This window comes from Lachnoclostridium phytofermentans ISDg (assembly GCF_000018685.1).
Taxonomy (GTDB): Bacteria; Bacillota; Clostridia; order Lachnospirales; family Lachnospiraceae; genus Lachnoclostridium; species Lachnoclostridium phytofermentans.
This window is the reverse complement of sequence record NC_010001.1, coordinates 1,673,407-1,690,101: the sequence shown is the minus strand read 5'-3', so window position 1 is coordinate 1,690,101 and position 16,695 is coordinate 1,673,407. Positions and strand designations below refer to the sequence as shown.

Sequence of the window (16,695 nt, the reverse complement as noted above, 5' to 3'; positions counted from 1 at the left end):
TTCTATTTAATATTAGAATCGTATATTTTTATGAAAGTAGCTAAATTCAATATCGTAGCTATTTCGACTACTTAGGATAAGAAATCCTAAATCGTACTTACTATGATTGAGAAGCCTATAAAGGAGAAATTAAAATGAGTAAAAATATTAAGAATGATTCAGTAGATTATTTATTTGATGCGGTTTTAAGTCTAAAGAACAAGGAAGAATGTTACGTTTTCTTTGAAGACATCTGTACTGTGAATGAATTACTGTCTCTTTCTCAGCGTTTCGAGGTGGCTGCAATGCTTCGTGCAAAAAAGACATATCTTGAAATAGCAGAAAAAACAGGTGCTTCGACTGCTACTATAAGTCGTGTGAACCGTTCTTTAAATTACGGTAATGATGGTTATGATTTAGTATTCAGTAGAATTCCTGAAATTTCACAAATGGACGAAGAGGAAGCACAATAATAGAACATAAGAAAAGGTATTCGGAATATTTCGAATACCTTTTTTAGAATTTTATAAGGATTAATTATTTAACACGTTTTTACTAGCTTATTCATATCATAAAATGCTTTGAATATCATCTGTTTAAATTTCTAAGATTATTTATCTTATTTATTTACTTAGATGATTTATCCTTGTCTTTCGCATGATCTTTCGATTTCTCTTTTGTATTTTTATCCTTCTCTGATGGCATTGTAAAATGATCATCGATAATTTTCTCAATCATTTGCTTTTTCATATAGACATCAAAACATAGCATACACACAAAAGAAAACATCTGTAAGAAATCGTGATCCTCTTGGTCCTTCATCTCGGGATAAGCATCTTTTGATTTCTGATACTTACGAATAACATCCTTACTCACTGTCATGGAGTTTTCCTCTCCCTGTCGAAAGATTTCTTCGTAAATCTCTTCTAAACTAACTTTGTTATCCCCCTCGAAGAATTTCTCAGTCAAAGGAGTAAGTATACTTTGAATATCGTTAATGGATAATACGTTCTTCATGTAATATATAAATATAAGAAGATACATATGATCCTTTGAATATTTTTTCTTATTTGATGACGGAAGTAAATTATTTTTTGTATAATTATTAATCATCGTTTTGGTCAACAATTTATCCTCAGAATAACGCTTTGAGGACTCAAGATGTTTATCCATAAACGTGGTCACCTGGTCCATATATAAATCAATATTTGGAACATCGCCAGGTTTTACATAATTGATTTTCCGTAAGCCTTCGATGAGTTCCATAATCTCTTTTTCCCGTTGTTTGTCCAAAATATCACCTCTATATCACATTATATAGTAATGAATACCACATGTCAACACGAATAAATACAGTGATTTTGTACGTATGAATACCTTGGGATTTCCTATTGTATCTCCTTTCCCTGCATGCTATAATAAACATATGTTTGCTCTTTTAAGTTAATCGCTATAGATTATAGTTAAGTTTCTTATTTTCTTATTTTTATGCAGAGATTATTTTATGTTTTTCTTTAGAGAAAGTTTTTCTATGAAAGCTAATTACATAATCTCTTAATCTTTATTGATGAAAATAAGCTTTCTATGGCAACTCCTACTTAAAAGATTAATAGAAACAAGAGAAAGTGCGCTTCGCATGCTTTTCCTTGTCATGAATAACTAAGAAAGGTTTGATACCTCATGAGTATATACGATTCCCTAAACCCGGAACAACGAAGAGCTGTGGAGCACGATCGTGGTCCAATGTTAATTTTAGCCGGCGCTGGTTCTGGTAAAACAAGAGTGTTAACCCATAGAATTGCCTACCTGATTGAAGAGAGAAATGTAAATCCATATCAGATAATGGCTCTAACCTTTACGAACAAAGCAGCCAAAGAAATGAGAGAACGTGTCGATAAGATTGTGGGATATGGCGCTGAAAATATCTGGGTCAGTACTTTCCACTCCACCTGTGTTCGTATCCTAAGACGTTTTATTGAAACCCTTGGATATGATCGAAATTTTACAATCTATGATACAGACGATCAAAAGACTTTAATACGTGAAGTTTTAAAATTCTTACAAATTGATACAAAGCAGACCAAAGAGAGAGTCTTTCTTTCTGCTATTTCAAGTGCTAAGGATGAAGGAATCTCCCCAGAAGAGTTTGAACTATCTGCATTGGGTGATTATAATAAAATGAAGATTTCCAATGTTTATAAGGAATATCAAAGACGACTTAAGACAAACAATGCCCTTGATTTTGATGATTTAATTATGAAGACGGTTGAACTCTTTCAATCTAATACAGAGGCATTAAATTACTATCGTAATCGTTTTCGATACATTATGGTGGATGAGTATCAAGATACCAATACCATTCAGTTTAAATTAATACGTTTACTTGCACATAGCTTGAATGAATATAATGAAGTAGAACATAACCTTTGCGTAGTAGGTGATGACGATCAATCCATTTATAAATTCCGTGGTGCTAATATCCGAAACATCCTTGATTTTGAAAAGGAATTTCCAGATGCAGTCGTAATTAAACTGGAACAAAATTATCGTTCTACAAAAAATATTCTAAATGCAGCCAATGAAGTAATTCACAATAACCTTGGCCGTAAGGATAAGTCTTTGTGGACCGATAATGAAGATGGTGAGCAAGTTAGTTTTTGCCAGTATGATACTGATTTTGCAGAAGCAACTCAGGTAGTTGATAGTATTAAAACATTAAATGATCAAGATGGTATATCTTTTAATAACTTTGCCATCCTATATAGAACAAACGCTCAGTCTCGTGTATTCGAAGAGAAAATGATTCAACGAAGCGTTCCTTATAAAATCATCGGTAGTATTAATTTCTACCAAAGAAAAGAAATCAAGGACCTTCTAGCCTACTTAAAAACGATTGATAACGGGCTTGATGGTATTGCAGTAAAGCGTATTATTAATGTTCCTAAACGAGGGATTGGTTTAACTACACTTGACCGTGTGGAAGAATTCTCTGTGAAAAATAATATGAGTTTTTATGACGCTCTACGTCATGCAGAAAATATCCCTGGATTAGGCCGTTCCACCTCAAAAATCACCTCATTTGTCAGTTTTATAGAAACTATAAAAAGTAAACTAAGCTCTGATACCTTTACCTTAAAGGATTTGATGGAAGAAATTTTAGAGGGCACTGGATACTTAAAAGAATTAGAAGAAGCTGATGATGAGTCCGCGGAAGATCGTATCGGAAATATCAATGAACTAATTAATAAAATCGTAACCTATGAAGTGGAAGCAACCGAACCTCCAACCCTCAGTGGTTTCCTAGAAGAAGTAGCTTTGGTTGCTGATATTGACTCTCTTGAGGAAGATAGTAATCATGTAGTATTAATGACCCTTCATAGTGCAAAAGGACTTGAGTTCCCTTATGTGTATCTTTGTGGTATGGAGGATGGTATTTTCCCTAGTTATATGTCAATCAATGCAGAAAATCCAGAACTTGAAATCGAAGAAGAACGACGTCTTTGCTATGTAGGTATCACGAGAGCTATGAAGCAGATACATTTAAGTGCAGCTAGGCAGCGAATGATGCGAGGTGAAACTCAATTTAATCGACCATCCAGATTTATTAACGAGATTCCCCGCTATCTTCTGACGATTCAGTCCGCACAGAATAAAGGATATCTTGCAAAAGATTCCTATGGCGAAAGTCCAATCCGTAATGCATCACCAAACTTTTCAACTCAGTCACGTGGTATGTTTGATTCAGATAATCCATTTGACAAATCATCAAGTTACAATGATACCATGTTTGATAAAGCTACACCTTCTATGCGTGGTACGACTGGAATTAATTCCATGCCATCATTTTCTGGTCAAGCAAAAACAGCGCGTGGTTTTCAACCATCCGTTGGCGGTACATTACCAACCAAAAATTTTGGTAACAGTAATCTTGGCACCCTTGCCTATGGCGTTGGTGATACTGTGAAACATATTAAATTTGGACAAGGCGTTGTTACTAATCTAACAAAAGGCGGTAGAGATTACGAAGTTACTGTTGACTTTGGCGAACAAGGTATCAAAAAAATGCTATCCTCTTTCGCTAAATTGGAAAAAATTGAAGATTAAACGCGTTTTGACGTACTAAGTAATGTCTTTATTGCTCTATTTTTCATAGTCTGGTTTAATTTTCTTATTTTCATATAGTAAAAACGGCAAGTGGGTGGTATAATATACACGAACGGAATTTATTAAACCAAAATCGTGTTTGATTATATGATTTTGATTCGCGTGCAATATGCTTGCCACGAAGTGCTAATTACCGAAATCAATACAAATGATGATAATCCACTCGTTTGTAATGAATCATCAGAGAATAGGAAAGGAAGTGCTGTTATGAATAATAAAATCGACAAGTTCAGTGAGATGCTTGCTGCTTCTAAGCTAAGCGAGTTAATTCACAAAAAAGAAGATCCGATTGAGAAGAAGAAACATACTTTAATCTTCGTACTTGCTATTGTCGGAGCAATTGCAGCTATTGCAGGCATTGCTTATGCTGTATACAAATTTATGACTCCTGATTATCTAGAAGATTTTGAAGATGATTTTGACGATGAATTTGACGATGATTTTGAATGCGACTGCTGCGATTGTGCAGACGAAGCAGAAACAACAGAAGAATAAGAAATAAGAAAAGTATACGTTTTAACTCGTAAAATATTTTACGAGTTAATTGCCTACATTAACGAAACCCCATAGAATTGGTTAGACAAATATTACGCTATTCAATTTTATGGGGTTTTTTCTCATTATAAGATGGTAATTTATTACATATCGTCATTATAGGTTATTATAATACGATTATCTAATCTTTTTTCATGACAGACATTATTTCATTACAGACATTACTACAGTACAGACATTATTACATTACAGACATTACTATATTACAGACATTACTATACTACAGACATTGCTACACTACAGACATTACTACATTACAGACATTACTACAGTACAGACATTACTACAGTACAGACATTACTACAGTACAGACATTATTTTATTACTAGTATTCTAAGATTTACACATATGAAACCAAATATTAATATTCAAAAACTTTTAATAACGTTATTTAAAATATTATTACTACCTTCGAAAGGACAAGTTCTATGTTTTTGTTATTAAAAAAATGGTATCATCCACAGCCAATTATTAAAAATGATACAAGACGCGATCCCTATATCGATAACTTACGATTTTTATTAATTATTTTAGTCGTTATAGGACATTTTTTAAGTCAACTTACTAGAATAAAAGAACTAAAATATCTTTATTATTTGATTCATATTTTTCATATGCCATGTTTTGTATTTGTATCTGGTTATGTCTCGAAAAATGTACATAAAAACGGAAAATTCAATACACGTAAAATTATGGCCCTATTTTGGATGTTTCTACTATTCAAGTTTGGTAATTATATTTGTACTGGAATGAAAGGTAAACTTAACCTATTTGATGTTAAAGATGCTCCTTGGTATTTATTAGCACTTGTATTTTGGACGATGATAATTCCATTTTTGGAAAAATTCAATAAGAAATTTGTAATTACCACTACCATCCTACTCGCACTACTGTGTGGTTATGATTCCTCCATAGGCTCTTTTTTGGTATTATCAAGAATCATAGTCTTTCTACCATTTTTTATATTAGGATTTTATACAACGAAAGAACATTTAGATAAGTTACTCAATTTAAGATTAAGAATACCTGCAATTCTTTTGTTTATCAGTAGCTTTTTGTTACTTACTGTTATTTATCCTTATGTAAAACCATTCATTAAAATATTATTTGCGGGTTCTTCCTATATTTCTATATTTAAAAAATACTGGCATTATGGTGCTTTCATTCGTTTATTTTGGTACGCTCTTGCATTCGTGTTTAGTATAAGTTTTCTATTTTTAGTACCTAGAATCAAATTATCCTTTACCGTACTTGGAGAACGAACGTTACCAGTTTATATTTTACATATCTTCCTACGGAATCGATTAACAGCACATGGATTCTTCGCCTGGTTACTTGGTATGCCAAAACTAATTATCTTATTAATAATACCATTTTGTGTTTTACTCGCAGTCCTTTTGGCGAACACTTATTTAAATCGATTTACTCAATTTATTATGAAACATCCGTTTTTCCTTGGATTCTCTTTAAAACGTGCAAAGACTATAGGTGTTTCATCTGCTAAAAATTATAATGTAACTATAGCTAATAAATTATGATGTAACTGTAGTTAATAAATTCCAACTTTTCTTATTTTATGAGAAAAGTTTATAAGCTAACTTAATCGGTATGTATATTAAAAAATCTCCAGAGAATGTAATTGTAACATTCTTCTGGAGATTATTCGTTTATGGACACAATTCACTTATTTATTATTGCAATAAATCTTCTTCATTAAAATCTAATTGCATCAATCTATTGTTTCTTTATGTTCTTAGCTAATTATTGTTTCTTTGATTTCTAATTCATAGAATAAAACTTTAAGAAACTATATCTTATAACACTGTTCAACAGGAAGAACGAATATTGTTACGCCACCTTCTTGCACATCAATTGGGTAAGGGGTGCTTACTCCTGGATACATAGAGTCTGTACCTGCATACGAAGACAAGCATTGAACCTCATTACGCACACCTGACATTTTCTTTAATATTCCACACACTTCATCAACTTTATTATCATCTACACCAATCAGCAAAGAGGTATTTCCTTGCTTAAGAAAACCACCGGTAGAGGATAACTTTGTAACAAAATAATGCTTCTTATTTAACTCTGCGATTGTAGCTTGTTCATCATCATTTTTTAGAATTGCTAAGATCATCTTCATACAATCCACCTCCAAATTTACTAAATACCTCATTATGATATCTACTATAATACCATTTTTTCAGCAATCTTGCAACGTTTATGATAATTGTTCTCATATTTTATTCGCGACAAGGAAAGTTCGCAAAGCCTGCTTTTTTAGTTTGCGTCATACTAGATTAATTCAATATGAAAGCTTTCTTATATCCTATAGCGAGTATTTCATTTACCAGTTAAATCTATCTTAGTATCAATATTACTCTTCATAAGATATATACGAAGCTCATCTCTGGCATGCCACCAATACGTACACCTATGACAGTTTTACCTATAAAATTTCATACAAAAGTCTCATTCGCATTATGAGACACTAAGAAGTGACCAACACACTGTGTTACTTGAGTAAAGTTAGCAACATAATCTTTTTCACCTTCATTATAAAAATAGATGGGTAATTCATATCCCATAAAACCTATGACCGCATTCTCTGATGTTAAACTGATCTATCATTGTTATACTCAAAATCATGGTGAAGAATTCCTCATTTTATATACCATTTTTTATTTCAATAGTATCTTACGCTTTTACCGATTTGAGAAATATCCTAGCAACAAAAAAGCACGGGTCACCCCCGCGCTTCCTTTATTTTCTTAATTATTTATTTGCAGCTTTCGTAGCATACGTAGTATCAACCAAATCCGTATAAACTGCATGTTTTGCTAACATATCTGAGCTATCTAAAATATCCTGTAACAGATTGAAGCTTTCTTCTTTAAAGATTAAGTCTTCTTTCCAAGTCTGTTGATCCTTGTATCTTGTTACAATCTTAGTTACAGTATCAATATCTGTTTCTTTAAATTGAGGTTTAATAACCTTTGCAATCTCTTCTGAAGTATGAGTATTAACATAATTCATACCCTTTTGAAGAGCATTTACAAACTTCTGAATTGTCTCTGGATGATCTTTGATATAGCTAAGTTTTGCTGAATAAGCCGTATAAGGAACCATACCGCTCTCTACACCAAGCGAAGCGACAACCTTTCCTGCTTTTTGAAGCTCAAGACCTGTAGCAGCAGGTTCGAATTCAATTGTATAATCACCAGTACCAGCTTGAAAACTTTGAGCAGTAATACCAAAGTCAATATTTTGGATAATTGTTAAGTCCTTTTTAGGATCAATACTATTCTTTTTAAGAATATATTCGAATATCATCTCAGGCATTCCGCCGATACGTCCTCCGATTACAGTTTTACCTTTAAGATTATTCCATGCAAAAGTCTCATTCGCATCACGAGACACTAAGAAGTTTCCTGCACGCTGTGTTAATTGCGCAAAGTTAACAACATAATTCTTTTCACCTTCATTGTATACGTAGATGGAGGCTTCAGATCCCATAAAACCTATATCAGCATTTCCTGAAAGGACAGCGGTCATGGTTTTATCTGCACCAAGTCCATTGGTTAGATTAACCTTTAACCCCTCGTCTTCAAAATAACCTAATTCTATTGCTACATACTGCGGTGCGTAGAAAATGGAGTGAGCTACTTCCGTTAAATTTACCTCTGTATATTTTGTATCCTTTTTACATCCTACAAGCGATACTATCATAAGTGATACAATGAACAAAGCTACAACGCGTTTCTTCATTGAAATCCCCCTTTAATTCACATTCACACTACATAGTATATCGAATCGAAGGGGGATTTGTGCTAGTCTATTCTATTTTTTTGAGGAATCTGTTCTAAAACCTAATGTAACCGGAATCTCTTTTTCTACATATTTTCCGTTTTCAAGAACACTTACGGTTAATTTAGCATCAGTACCGCCTCTTGTATAGCTAAGGATACTCATTAACTGATTCATATCAGAGACTTCTCTACCATTAAATGCAGTGATGATGTCTCCCTGATGCAAGCCAGCCTTCTGGGCGGCACTACCTTCGGAAACTTTGTAAATATATACGCCTACAGGCATATTAAATGCTTCTGCATAGGATTTTTCGACATTCTTTCCTGAAATTCCAAGGTAAGCCATTTGATTTTCCTTTAATTCTTCACGGTTCATTAAATCATTAATAATAGGAATCGCATGAGAAATAGGAATGGAATATCCAATACGTTCTACATTGGTATCCGAATACTTAACAGAGTTTATACCAATTACTTCACCTTTCGCATTGATTAACGCTCCACCACTATTACCAGGATTAATTGCTGCATCGGTCTGAATTAAATTTAAGGTAACATCGTCAACAGTAACCTCACGATTTAATGCACTGATATATCCAACGGTTACAGATTGACCATAACCAAGTGCATTACCAATCGCAATTGCCATTTCACCAGTTTTAATATTATCTGAATTTCCTAAAGTCGCAACTTTAATATTTGCCTTTGTTTCTGCCGATAAATCATCAATATTAACGGCTACTACAGCTAAGTCAGAAGAAGGCTCTGTGCCCTTAATCGTTCCTGTCGCCTTAGAATCATCATTAAATACAATTTCGATTGCTGTTGCATCTGCTACCACATGATTATTTGTGGCAATTAATATTTCCTTATTATTTTGACCAATAATAATACCAGAACCACTACCGGATATCTCTTGATTGAATTCTCTGCCAAAGAAATCATATTGTGTCTGAGTTGCAGAACAATTAATTGCTACAATGGCTGGCATAACATTTTCAACAACTCCGGATACATCGGTTGCACTAACCTCTGTTAATCCAGTTTGTACGATATCACCGTTGGTTGAATCACCTGAGGAAGTTTCAGTAACTCCTGTTATCTCATCGATTGGTTTCATTCCTATCGCACCTTCATTTTTTCCACCGATCGGAACACCGTTGAATGCAACTCCTGCTACAGCACCAAACAAGGCTGCGGCAGATACAAGCGCTACTGTATTCTTCAAAAATCTCTTACCCTTACCTGTTTTTTGCTTTTTATTTTTATTCTTATCTTCTTCATTGGAAACAGTTGCATTTACAGTTGTATCAGGGAAGAACTGGTTTCTAATTTCCTCTTGATTTACATCCTGTGAGTTTAAGTATGGCTCTTTTTCGTTTGAGTTCTCTATCACTGTTGACTCAACTACTTTTTCTTCCCTTTGGTCACTATCCATCATTACAAAATTAGGTGTCTCATAAGATGTATTCACTTGATCAACTGAACTATTTTGTTGCTGTGTACTATCTTGGCTTAATAAGCCATCCTCATTCTTTCTATTATCCATATCGTTCATATGTCATTCTCCTTTCTTCTCTATCTGATATCTTCAAATCAATGATTTATTTTTGTTTAACTTATGGCTTTAGTTTAACAATAGTTTGTGTACGATTTGTGTTCAGATTTTGAAAAAATGATGAAAATATGGTTCAATTACAAATCAACTCCAATATAATTTCCAAGTATTTTGATATCCAAAGCTTCCGCTTCGATTCCACGTAGCGTATTAATTACGGAGGCTTCTTCGATACATCCATCAAAATCAACAAAGAAACGATATTCGAACTTCTTACCTGGTATTGGGCGGGACTCAATCTTTGACATATTTAAATTATTAAATATAATATGTGATAGCATATTATAAAGAGAACCACTTTCATGAGGAAGCGTAAAACAAATACTCATTTTATTAGAGCCTTCACAAAACTGACGTTGCTTGGTTATTATGATGAAACGTGTTGAATTCACTTCTTCATAATTAATGTTACTTGCTAACACCTCTAACCCGTATGTGCTTGCAGCACGTATGCTTGCAATCGCTGCCTGAGTTTTATCTCCATCTTCCAGTACTTTTTTTGCACATCCTGCTGTACTTCCAAATTCCACAGTTTTTATATTAGGATACTGCTCTAAGAATTTTCTACTTTGTAGAATTCCCTGAGGATGAGAATATACGGTACGTATCTCTGAAAGATTGGTACCAGATAGGGAAAGTAAGGCTTGATCTACCTTAAGCACTTGTTCCGCTACAATATAATTATCAAATTCCACAAGCAAATCATAAATATCCGTAATTCCACCTGTCGTAGTATTCTCTATTGGTAATACTCCATAATCTGCTTCACCATTAGAGACTTTTGACATAACCTCATAGAAACTAGATGCACCAAAACTTGTTATATCAGTACCGAAATATTCTTCCATTGCTTGTTCCGAATAAGATCCCTTCGTACCAAAATACACAATCTTCGTTTCGTTATTTTTTGGTATCTCTGTAATCTTATGAAACTCACTTGCTTGGTTATAATTCATCATAGTATATTGAAGTTTACGACTCATGGACATAATCTGTGAAAAAAGTTCTCTTACCGCTTGACCATTATATTCTGTACGAGCAAGTTTTTCTACGCTGTCAAGTTTTTGTTTCTCTCTTTCTCTATCTAAAACCGGCTTACCAGTATTAATCTTATATTCTGCCACATTTTGAGATATTTTCATTCGCTGTTCAAACAGTTCCACCATTTTAGCATCAATCTTATCTATTTCTTCTCTACTTCTTTGTAAGTCAATCATGTCACCGCCTCCATTCTTAACGCTTATTATATCTATACCTTTCTTATTTTTCAACAAAATCTTTACTTCATAGTGGTTGAATCTTTTATTCATGGTGGATAAACAAGAAAAAGTACGCTATGCGAACATTTCCTTGTCATAAATAGTAGAAATATTTTTATTGTACAAATAAAACCATTGTTTTCTCTTTACATATTGATAAATTTTGCTAAAATAAAACTATAAACATTTTATTAATCCTTTTATGTGTAATAAAAAAGAAAAGAATAAGGAAAGATAAGGATAAGATAGGTTACCTTAATTATAATGTGATAATTTATTTATGCCGATATCATTTTTGTAGATATCACTAATACAAAGTAAACTTTTCCACTTTTAAATTAAGATCATCCAGATAATAAAAAGAGATACTTTAAAACTTTTTATAGTATACAGGAATGGAGGTATAGATTTATATGAAAAAAGGATTCATTGCACTTTCCATATTAATGACTGGGCTATTTTGTGGAGCAATTCTATTTATACTAACCTTCTATAGAGAAATTAGCACTTATATTGATAGTAATGCTGATAATTAAAAATCCTAAGGATGGTGTACAATAAAATGAAAAAAAAAATAATAATACGATTACTTCTTATCATATTTATACCCGCTATACTAATAGCCTTAGTTATAATTAGCAAACAAAACGAACAGGTGCACTATAACAAGAAAGATTATATAGGCAATACCGCTGGTAATTTATATAACGGTGGAACCTTTTGCGAACAGGGTGGTAGGGTTTATTTTAGTAATTTCAATGATGATGGTACCTTGTACAGTATGGATTTAGAATGTAATAATGTTATGAAAATAAACGATGATAAAGCACGCTATATCAACGTAGATGAAAATTACATCTATTATTCCAGAGAAAATAATACAAAAGTAAAACCAACAAAAAGTATCTTTCTCTTCTATTGTTCCGGTATCTATCGAATCGATAAAAACAATGGAAATAATACTTTACAGTTATATGGTGAGCCAAGTGGTTTACTTTCATTGTATGGAAATACAATCTACTATCAACATTACTCGGCAAAAATCGGAATTCAGTTTTATAGTGTAGATATCGATAAAAAGAATGAAACTAGGTTATCTGATTCTCCAATCCTGCCTGCCTCCTACCATGAGGGTTCTATGTACTTTGCAGGCGCTGATGTAGATCACAGTATCTACGCTATGAATACAAAAGACAATACTGTAAAATCTATTTTAAACAGTAATTGCTATATGCCAATTGCTAGACCAGAAGGAATCTACTACATATCTTTGGAAGATAATTATGCTCTCTGCCGCATTGACTATGAGGGTAACAATAAGACAGTCCTCATAGATGAATTTTGCTCTACTTATAATATCAGCATAGACGGAAATTATATTTTCTATCAAGTAGATGGCGGTGACAATAATCATCTTGGGCAGATAAACCTTACCACAATGGAGAAGAAGGTTGTCCTAGACGGAGACTATAAGCAAATCGGTTGCACTAGCAACTTTGTCTTTTTCCGTGATTATAATGGGGTCGATGTATATGCTTATAAACCTCAAAACGGAGAACTTAGACTGTTTCAGCCACCAGTTATTAAGTGAATGAACAACTAATCGGTTTTGCTATTAAAATAGTTTTATAGTGCTTACCCATAGTATAATGTATAATATAAGGTATAATAAAGAGAGAAAGACTAGGAGCAGATTCCTAGCCTTTTCCTCTTTATAAAAGACAAGTATCCATCTTATCGATTCATACTTGTCTTGTACAAAGATATTATTTTTTATTTTTCATCACATACTTGGAAAATATAAAATTTTAAATAGTAAGATTCGTCTGCTGCCCAAAGGATAGGATGATCTGGTGACTGAGTACGATATTCCACCTGACGTAAACGCTTATGCACATTTCTAGCAGCCTGTCCAATTGTCTCTGTAAATAAATCAGGTGTCATAAAGTGTGAGCAAGAACAAGTTGCAAGGTAACCGCCATCTTTGATTAATTTCATAGCTCTTAGATTTATTTCACGATATCCCTTAATGGCATTCTTTACTGAATTTCTTGACTTTGTAAATGCAGGTGGATCAAGAATAATAACATCAAACTTCTCACCTGACTCCTCTAAACGAGGTAGTAACTCAAAGACATCCTCACATTGGAAACGAACTATCTTTTCCAGCCCATTTAACTCAGCATTCTTCCTTGCCTGATTTACGCCTAATTCGGAGGCATCAATACCAAGTACTTCTTTTGCTCCACCAATTCCAGCATTTAAAGCAAACGAACCGGTATGAGTAAAACAATCTAATACTTTCGCGTCTTTACATATACGTTGGATTGCTAATCGATTATATTTTTGATCTAGGAAAAATCCAGTCTTTTGACCATCCTCAACATCTACGTAATACTTTACTCCATTTTCCGTTATCAAGACATTCGTGTCAAAAGGTTCTCCAAGAAAACCTTTGATACGCTCCATGCCTTCCTGGGTTCTTACTTTCGCATCGCTTCGTTCATATACACCACGAATGATAACTCCATCTTCTAGCAGTATCTCTTTTAATAATCGTACAATCACATCCTTCATACGATCAATCCCAAGCGCTAAGGATTGAACTACCAAAACGTCTGAGAATTTATCAATAACTAAACCAGGTAGAAAATCAGCCTCTCCAAATACGATACGACAACTGCTGGTATCGACTGTCTTCTTGCGATATTCCCATGCTGCAAGTAATCGATCTTTAAGAAATTCTTCTGTAATCTCTTGACCTTTTACTCTACTCATCATGCGAACTCTAATCTTCGATAATTCATTAATAAATCCAGTTCCCATGCAATAACCATCAAAATCTTGAACAGTTACTAAATCTCCATTATTAAATTCACCACTAACCTGACTGATTTCATTATCAAATATCCATAGGCCACCTGATTTTAAAAATCTTCCTTCCCCTTTTTTTAACGTTACGATAGCTTTTTCCATTGTTGAACCCTTTCCATGGACTTGGTATATTACTTCTCATCCTTGTCCTTATTAAAAATATATAACTTACTAAAAATATAATTTACGATAATAACAATAACTGCTAATCCAAGCTTCACAACCATGTTATTAAAATGTAACCAGGTAACAAAACAAAGAATACCTGCTTCCTCAATGCCAAGTGTTACTAATCTTGCACCAAAGAACTTTAAGATTTTTTCAACTTCTTTGTATTCTTTTCCCACGCCACTATGAAAAACCCAAAAGTTATTTACTACATAAGCAAAACTAACTGCAAAAATCCAAGCAATAATATTGGCTACCAAATCATTAACATGCATTTTATTTGCAATTAAATCAAAGGTTATTAAATTAACCAATGTTGTTAACACACCTGCAATCGCATAGGTTATCGTTTCACGATTTACAAATTTCTTCCACATCATTATTAAAAAGCTAGTTTCTTGGGGCTCATTTTCATTTTTTATGCTCATCGCCTCTATCCTTTCGCCATTCCTAACAATAGATAGGATTCCCATAGTTTTACCTATATATGTTGATCTTTAGTTTTCTGCTGTTTCAAGTATGAAAATACTTGCGTATATAGCATTTTTACTACTAAAACAGTATAAAAACCTAGTTCAACTTATATTATACTAGTATCTTTTAAATTTTACCACGAATTTCATTATATCAAACTCTAATTTAAAAAACAACGCACACTCTTTACAAATAATTGGCTAAGTGGTAAATTATAGATATGGCATTTTAATGCAAGGGGGCGCACTACTTGTAGTAATAATATACTACAAAAAAAAGAACTGTGAGGATAAGCTGAAACAGCAAGTTATTCATTATAAGAGCACGGTCTATGAATGTTTTTGGGGGTAATATTGTATGAATAAGATATTACATAATTTAATGGAGGATCTCGTGATTAAACAGATAGATCATATTGTAGATTCCTTCAACTGTTGTAAATGTGAGCAATGCCGCTTAGATATTGCATCATATGCGCTAAATCGTCTGCCAGCAAAGTATGTGGTGACAACACAAGGCGAGTTAATAACAAGACTTGATTCCTTGGATCTTCAATTTGAAACTAATGTTACTACAGCGATAACACAAGGAATTATTTTGGTTGGGAATAATCCGAGACATGAAGAGTTTGATAATTAAAATGTTTTTAAAATGGTGAATAGGTAGCTAAACCTATTCACCATTTTTTGATTTATATAGTTAAGCTGATGAGTATTATATAGTATTCCAAATAAGAATTTGTTAACCGTGTAATCCTCTTGCCTGTCTGTCCATGTCCTCAATTACGATATCATATATTTCTCCCAACGATGAACAATACTCCATTACTTCCCATGGCTCATTCGTGTGAAAATGGATTTTAATAAGTTCTTCGTCTCCTACTGCTAAGAGACAATCTCCTTTAAAATTGTTTGTAAAATAATCATTGATAGCATCTTCATCAAGATTCTCTCCCTCAATCAATAATTGAGTATCATATTTAAATTCTAACATCTAATATCCCTCCGTAAATTTCTGTTTATAGATTCCTAATACAATAATATCATATCGAATAAAATAAATAAACTAGTCATAAGTTATTCCCAGCTCTTTAAAGACTTCAACATCTTTCTCATCGAGACTTAGATTGGCATATCTTTCATGCGAACATACTTCAAGTATGATAGCGTCATTCTTATAAAAGGTTATGTCCTCATAACCGATGCCATCAATCATGTATGGGAAGTCATATAATTTCTTCAATTTATTCGTAATGGACGAGCTGATTTGTCCAAGTTTAAAAAAGCACATTTCAAAAACCGGATTCCTAGTTACTGGAGTAACTCTGGTGTACTTCGTTTTAATAAATTCATCAGATTGAGATGTGAATCTATTATCCGGTTCTTCAGAAAAAGAATCATATTGCACTTTTTCAAACATACTTAAATCCTGCTCCAAGAGTCTGTCAAAATATGAATATGCGTCATCTTCAGAATCTAAATGTAACATACTTTTTATTCTAAATTGATAACCATTGAGATTACTTTTATAAGCTTCTCTTCGGCTTGCATCTTCCTTATATATGTATTCTTTATAGCTTTCTTGCATTTGTTCGAATTCTGAAATATCTAAAAAACCAGTATAGTATCTGGACACAGATATGGAATCACTTCTCTTAATTACAAAGTCCATCAATTCACTGAGCTTTACACCGTCAACGTCTTCATTGATTGATATATTTATCATAAATTATCCTCCCACATGTATTAAAAAAACCAACAATCGTACACTTTCCTGTGCGATTGCTGGTTCC

16 protein-coding genes are annotated in these 16,695 nt (G+C 33.1%); 7 read left to right on the top strand and 9 right to left on the bottom strand.

The features are described 5' to 3' along the window. The first annotated feature begins 134 nt into the window (after positions 1-134). Positions 135-452: a YerC/YecD family TrpR-related protein gene (locus CPHY_RS07080; protein WP_012199384.1), complete on the top strand. Its 318-nt coding sequence runs from the start codon at positions 135-137 to the stop codon at positions 450-452. Between the two features lie 154 nt (positions 453-606). Here CPHY_RS07080 and CPHY_RS07075 read toward each other — a convergent pair whose 3' ends face one another. Continuing rightward, positions 607-1,245, bottom strand: a complete 639-nt coding sequence (locus CPHY_RS07075) for a DUF1836 domain-containing protein (protein ID WP_012199383.1) — start codon at positions 1,243-1,245, stop codon at positions 607-609. Between the two features lie 414 nt (positions 1,246-1,659). Between CPHY_RS07075 and CPHY_RS07070 the strand changes: the two genes are divergently transcribed. From CPHY_RS07070 to CPHY_RS07060, 3 genes are all read left to right on the top strand, one after another. Beyond that, entirely contained in the window at positions 1,660-4,083 is a 2,424-nt protein-coding gene (locus tag CPHY_RS07070; RefSeq protein WP_012199382.1) for an ATP-dependent helicase, read from the top strand. Between the two features lie 267 nt (positions 4,084-4,350). Next, positions 4,351-4,638 carry a hypothetical protein gene (locus CPHY_RS07065; protein ID WP_041703321.1) on the top strand — a complete coding sequence of 96 codons (288 nt, stop codon included), beginning with the start codon at positions 4,351-4,353 and terminating at the stop codon, positions 4,636-4,638. A 488-nt stretch (positions 4,639-5,126) separates the two neighbouring features. After that, on the top strand, positions 5,127-6,236 hold the full coding sequence (locus CPHY_RS07060) for an acyltransferase family protein (RefSeq protein ID WP_012199380.1): 1,110 nt from the start codon (positions 5,127-5,129) through the stop codon (positions 6,234-6,236). 269 nt (positions 6,237-6,505) lie between these two features. Here CPHY_RS07060 and CPHY_RS07055 read toward each other — a convergent pair whose 3' ends face one another. The 4 genes from CPHY_RS07055 to pheA form a co-directional block, all read right to left on the bottom strand. Further along, positions 6,506-6,844 (bottom strand): cyclic-di-AMP receptor, encoded by a 339-nt coding sequence (locus CPHY_RS07055; protein WP_012199379.1) that lies wholly within the window; start codon positions 6,842-6,844, stop codon positions 6,506-6,508. Between the two features lie 632 nt (positions 6,845-7,476). Beyond that, positions 7,477-8,469, bottom strand: coding sequence for an ABC transporter substrate-binding protein (locus CPHY_RS07050; protein ID WP_012199378.1), 993 nt, complete (start codon positions 8,467-8,469; stop codon positions 7,477-7,479). A gap of 72 nt (positions 8,470-8,541) precedes the next feature. Continuing rightward, the gene (locus tag CPHY_RS07045; RefSeq protein WP_012199377.1) at positions 8,542-10,068 is read right to left on the bottom strand and encodes a S1C family serine protease; all 1,527 of its coding nucleotides are present in this window, start codon (positions 10,066-10,068) and stop codon (positions 8,542-8,544) included. A 137-nt stretch (positions 10,069-10,205) separates the two neighbouring features. Then, positions 10,206-11,345 (bottom strand): prephenate dehydratase, encoded by a 1,140-nt coding sequence (gene pheA / locus CPHY_RS07040; RefSeq protein WP_012199376.1) that lies wholly within the window; start codon positions 11,343-11,345, stop codon positions 10,206-10,208. A 455-nt stretch (positions 11,346-11,800) separates the two neighbouring features. On the opposite strand from pheA, the gene CPHY_RS22300 reads away from it, so the two are divergent. Together CPHY_RS22300 and CPHY_RS07035 are read left to right on the top strand one after the other, a co-directional pair. Beyond that, a complete protein-coding gene (locus tag CPHY_RS22300; RefSeq protein WP_278183987.1) occupies positions 11,801-11,923 on the top strand; it encodes a hypothetical protein in 123 nt (40 codons plus the stop codon). Between the two features lie 26 nt (positions 11,924-11,949). After that, on the top strand, positions 11,950-12,978 hold the full coding sequence (locus CPHY_RS07035; protein ID WP_012199375.1) for a DUF5050 domain-containing protein: 1,029 nt from the start codon (positions 11,950-11,952) through the stop codon (positions 12,976-12,978). A gap of 182 nt (positions 12,979-13,160) precedes the next feature. On the opposite strand, the gene CPHY_RS07030 is transcribed toward CPHY_RS07035, so the two are convergent. Together CPHY_RS07030 and CPHY_RS07025 are read right to left on the bottom strand one after the other, a co-directional pair. Continuing rightward, the gene (locus CPHY_RS07030) at positions 13,161-14,363 is read right to left on the bottom strand and encodes a class I SAM-dependent rRNA methyltransferase (RefSeq protein ID WP_012199374.1); all 1,203 of its coding nucleotides are present in this window, start codon (positions 14,361-14,363) and stop codon (positions 13,161-13,163) included. Positions 14,364-14,392: 29 nt separating this feature from the next. Further along, positions 14,393-14,857, bottom strand: coding sequence for a GtrA family protein (locus CPHY_RS07025; RefSeq protein ID WP_157668669.1), 465 nt, complete (start codon positions 14,855-14,857; stop codon positions 14,393-14,395). Positions 14,858-15,260: 403 nt separating this feature from the next. On the opposite strand from CPHY_RS07025, the gene CPHY_RS07020 reads away from it, so the two are divergent. Further along, entirely contained in the window at positions 15,261-15,542 is a 282-nt protein-coding gene (locus CPHY_RS07020; protein ID WP_012199372.1) for a late competence development ComFB family protein, read from the top strand. Between the two features lie 102 nt (positions 15,543-15,644). Here the strand turns inward: CPHY_RS07020 and CPHY_RS07015 are convergent, their stop codons facing one another. Then, on the bottom strand, positions 15,645-15,896 hold the full coding sequence (locus tag CPHY_RS07015) for a hypothetical protein (protein ID WP_012199371.1): 252 nt from the start codon (positions 15,894-15,896) through the stop codon (positions 15,645-15,647). Between the two features lie 72 nt (positions 15,897-15,968). Further along, a complete protein-coding gene (locus CPHY_RS07010) occupies positions 15,969-16,628 on the bottom strand; it encodes a hypothetical protein (RefSeq protein ID WP_012199370.1) in 660 nt (219 codons plus the stop codon). Positions 16,629-16,695 lie beyond the last annotated feature (67 nt).

Bases quoted from the DNA above. Each gene is read 5' to 3' on its own strand.
- CPHY_RS07080 (WP_012199384.1), top strand. From the start codon at position 135: ATGAGTAAAAATATTAAGAATGATTCAGTAGATTATTTATTTGATGCG.
- CPHY_RS07075 (WP_012199383.1), bottom strand. From the start codon at position 1,245: ATGGAACTCATCGAAGGCTTACGGAAAATCAATTATGTAAAACCTGGC.
- CPHY_RS07070 (WP_012199382.1), top strand. From the start codon at position 1,660: ATGAGTATATACGATTCCCTAAACCCGGAACAACGAAGAGCTGTGGAG.
- CPHY_RS07065 (WP_041703321.1), top strand. From the start codon at position 4,351: ATGAATAATAAAATCGACAAGTTCAGTGAGATGCTTGCTGCTTCTAAG.
- CPHY_RS07060 (WP_012199380.1), top strand. From the start codon at position 5,127: ATGTTTTTGTTATTAAAAAAATGGTATCATCCACAGCCAATTATTAAA.
- CPHY_RS07055 (WP_012199379.1), bottom strand. From the start codon at position 6,844: ATGAAGATGATCTTAGCAATTCTAAAAAATGATGATGAACAAGCTACA.
- CPHY_RS07050 (WP_012199378.1), bottom strand. From the start codon at position 8,469: ATGAAGAAACGCGTTGTAGCTTTGTTCATTGTATCACTTATGATAGTA.
- CPHY_RS07045 (WP_012199377.1), bottom strand. From the start codon at position 10,068: ATGAACGATATGGATAATAGAAAGAATGAGGATGGCTTATTAAGCCAA.
- pheA (WP_012199376.1), bottom strand. From the start codon at position 11,345: ATGATTGACTTACAAAGAAGTAGAGAAGAAATAGATAAGATTGATGCT.
- CPHY_RS22300 (WP_278183987.1), top strand. From the start codon at position 11,801: ATGAAAAAAGGATTCATTGCACTTTCCATATTAATGACTGGGCTATTT.
- CPHY_RS07035 (WP_012199375.1), top strand. From the start codon at position 11,950: ATGAAAAAAAAAATAATAATACGATTACTTCTTATCATATTTATACCC.
- CPHY_RS07030 (WP_012199374.1), bottom strand. From the start codon at position 14,363: ATGGAAAAAGCTATCGTAACGTTAAAAAAAGGGGAAGGAAGATTTTTA.
- CPHY_RS07025 (WP_157668669.1), bottom strand. From the start codon at position 14,857: ATGAGCATAAAAAATGAAAATGAGCCCCAAGAAACTAGCTTTTTAATA.
- CPHY_RS07020 (WP_012199372.1), top strand. From the start codon at position 15,261: ATGAATAAGATATTACATAATTTAATGGAGGATCTCGTGATTAAACAG.
- CPHY_RS07015 (WP_012199371.1), bottom strand. From the start codon at position 15,896: ATGTTAGAATTTAAATATGATACTCAATTATTGATTGAGGGAGAGAAT.
- CPHY_RS07010 (WP_012199370.1), bottom strand. From the start codon at position 16,628: ATGATAAATATATCAATCAATGAAGACGTTGACGGTGTAAAGCTCAGT.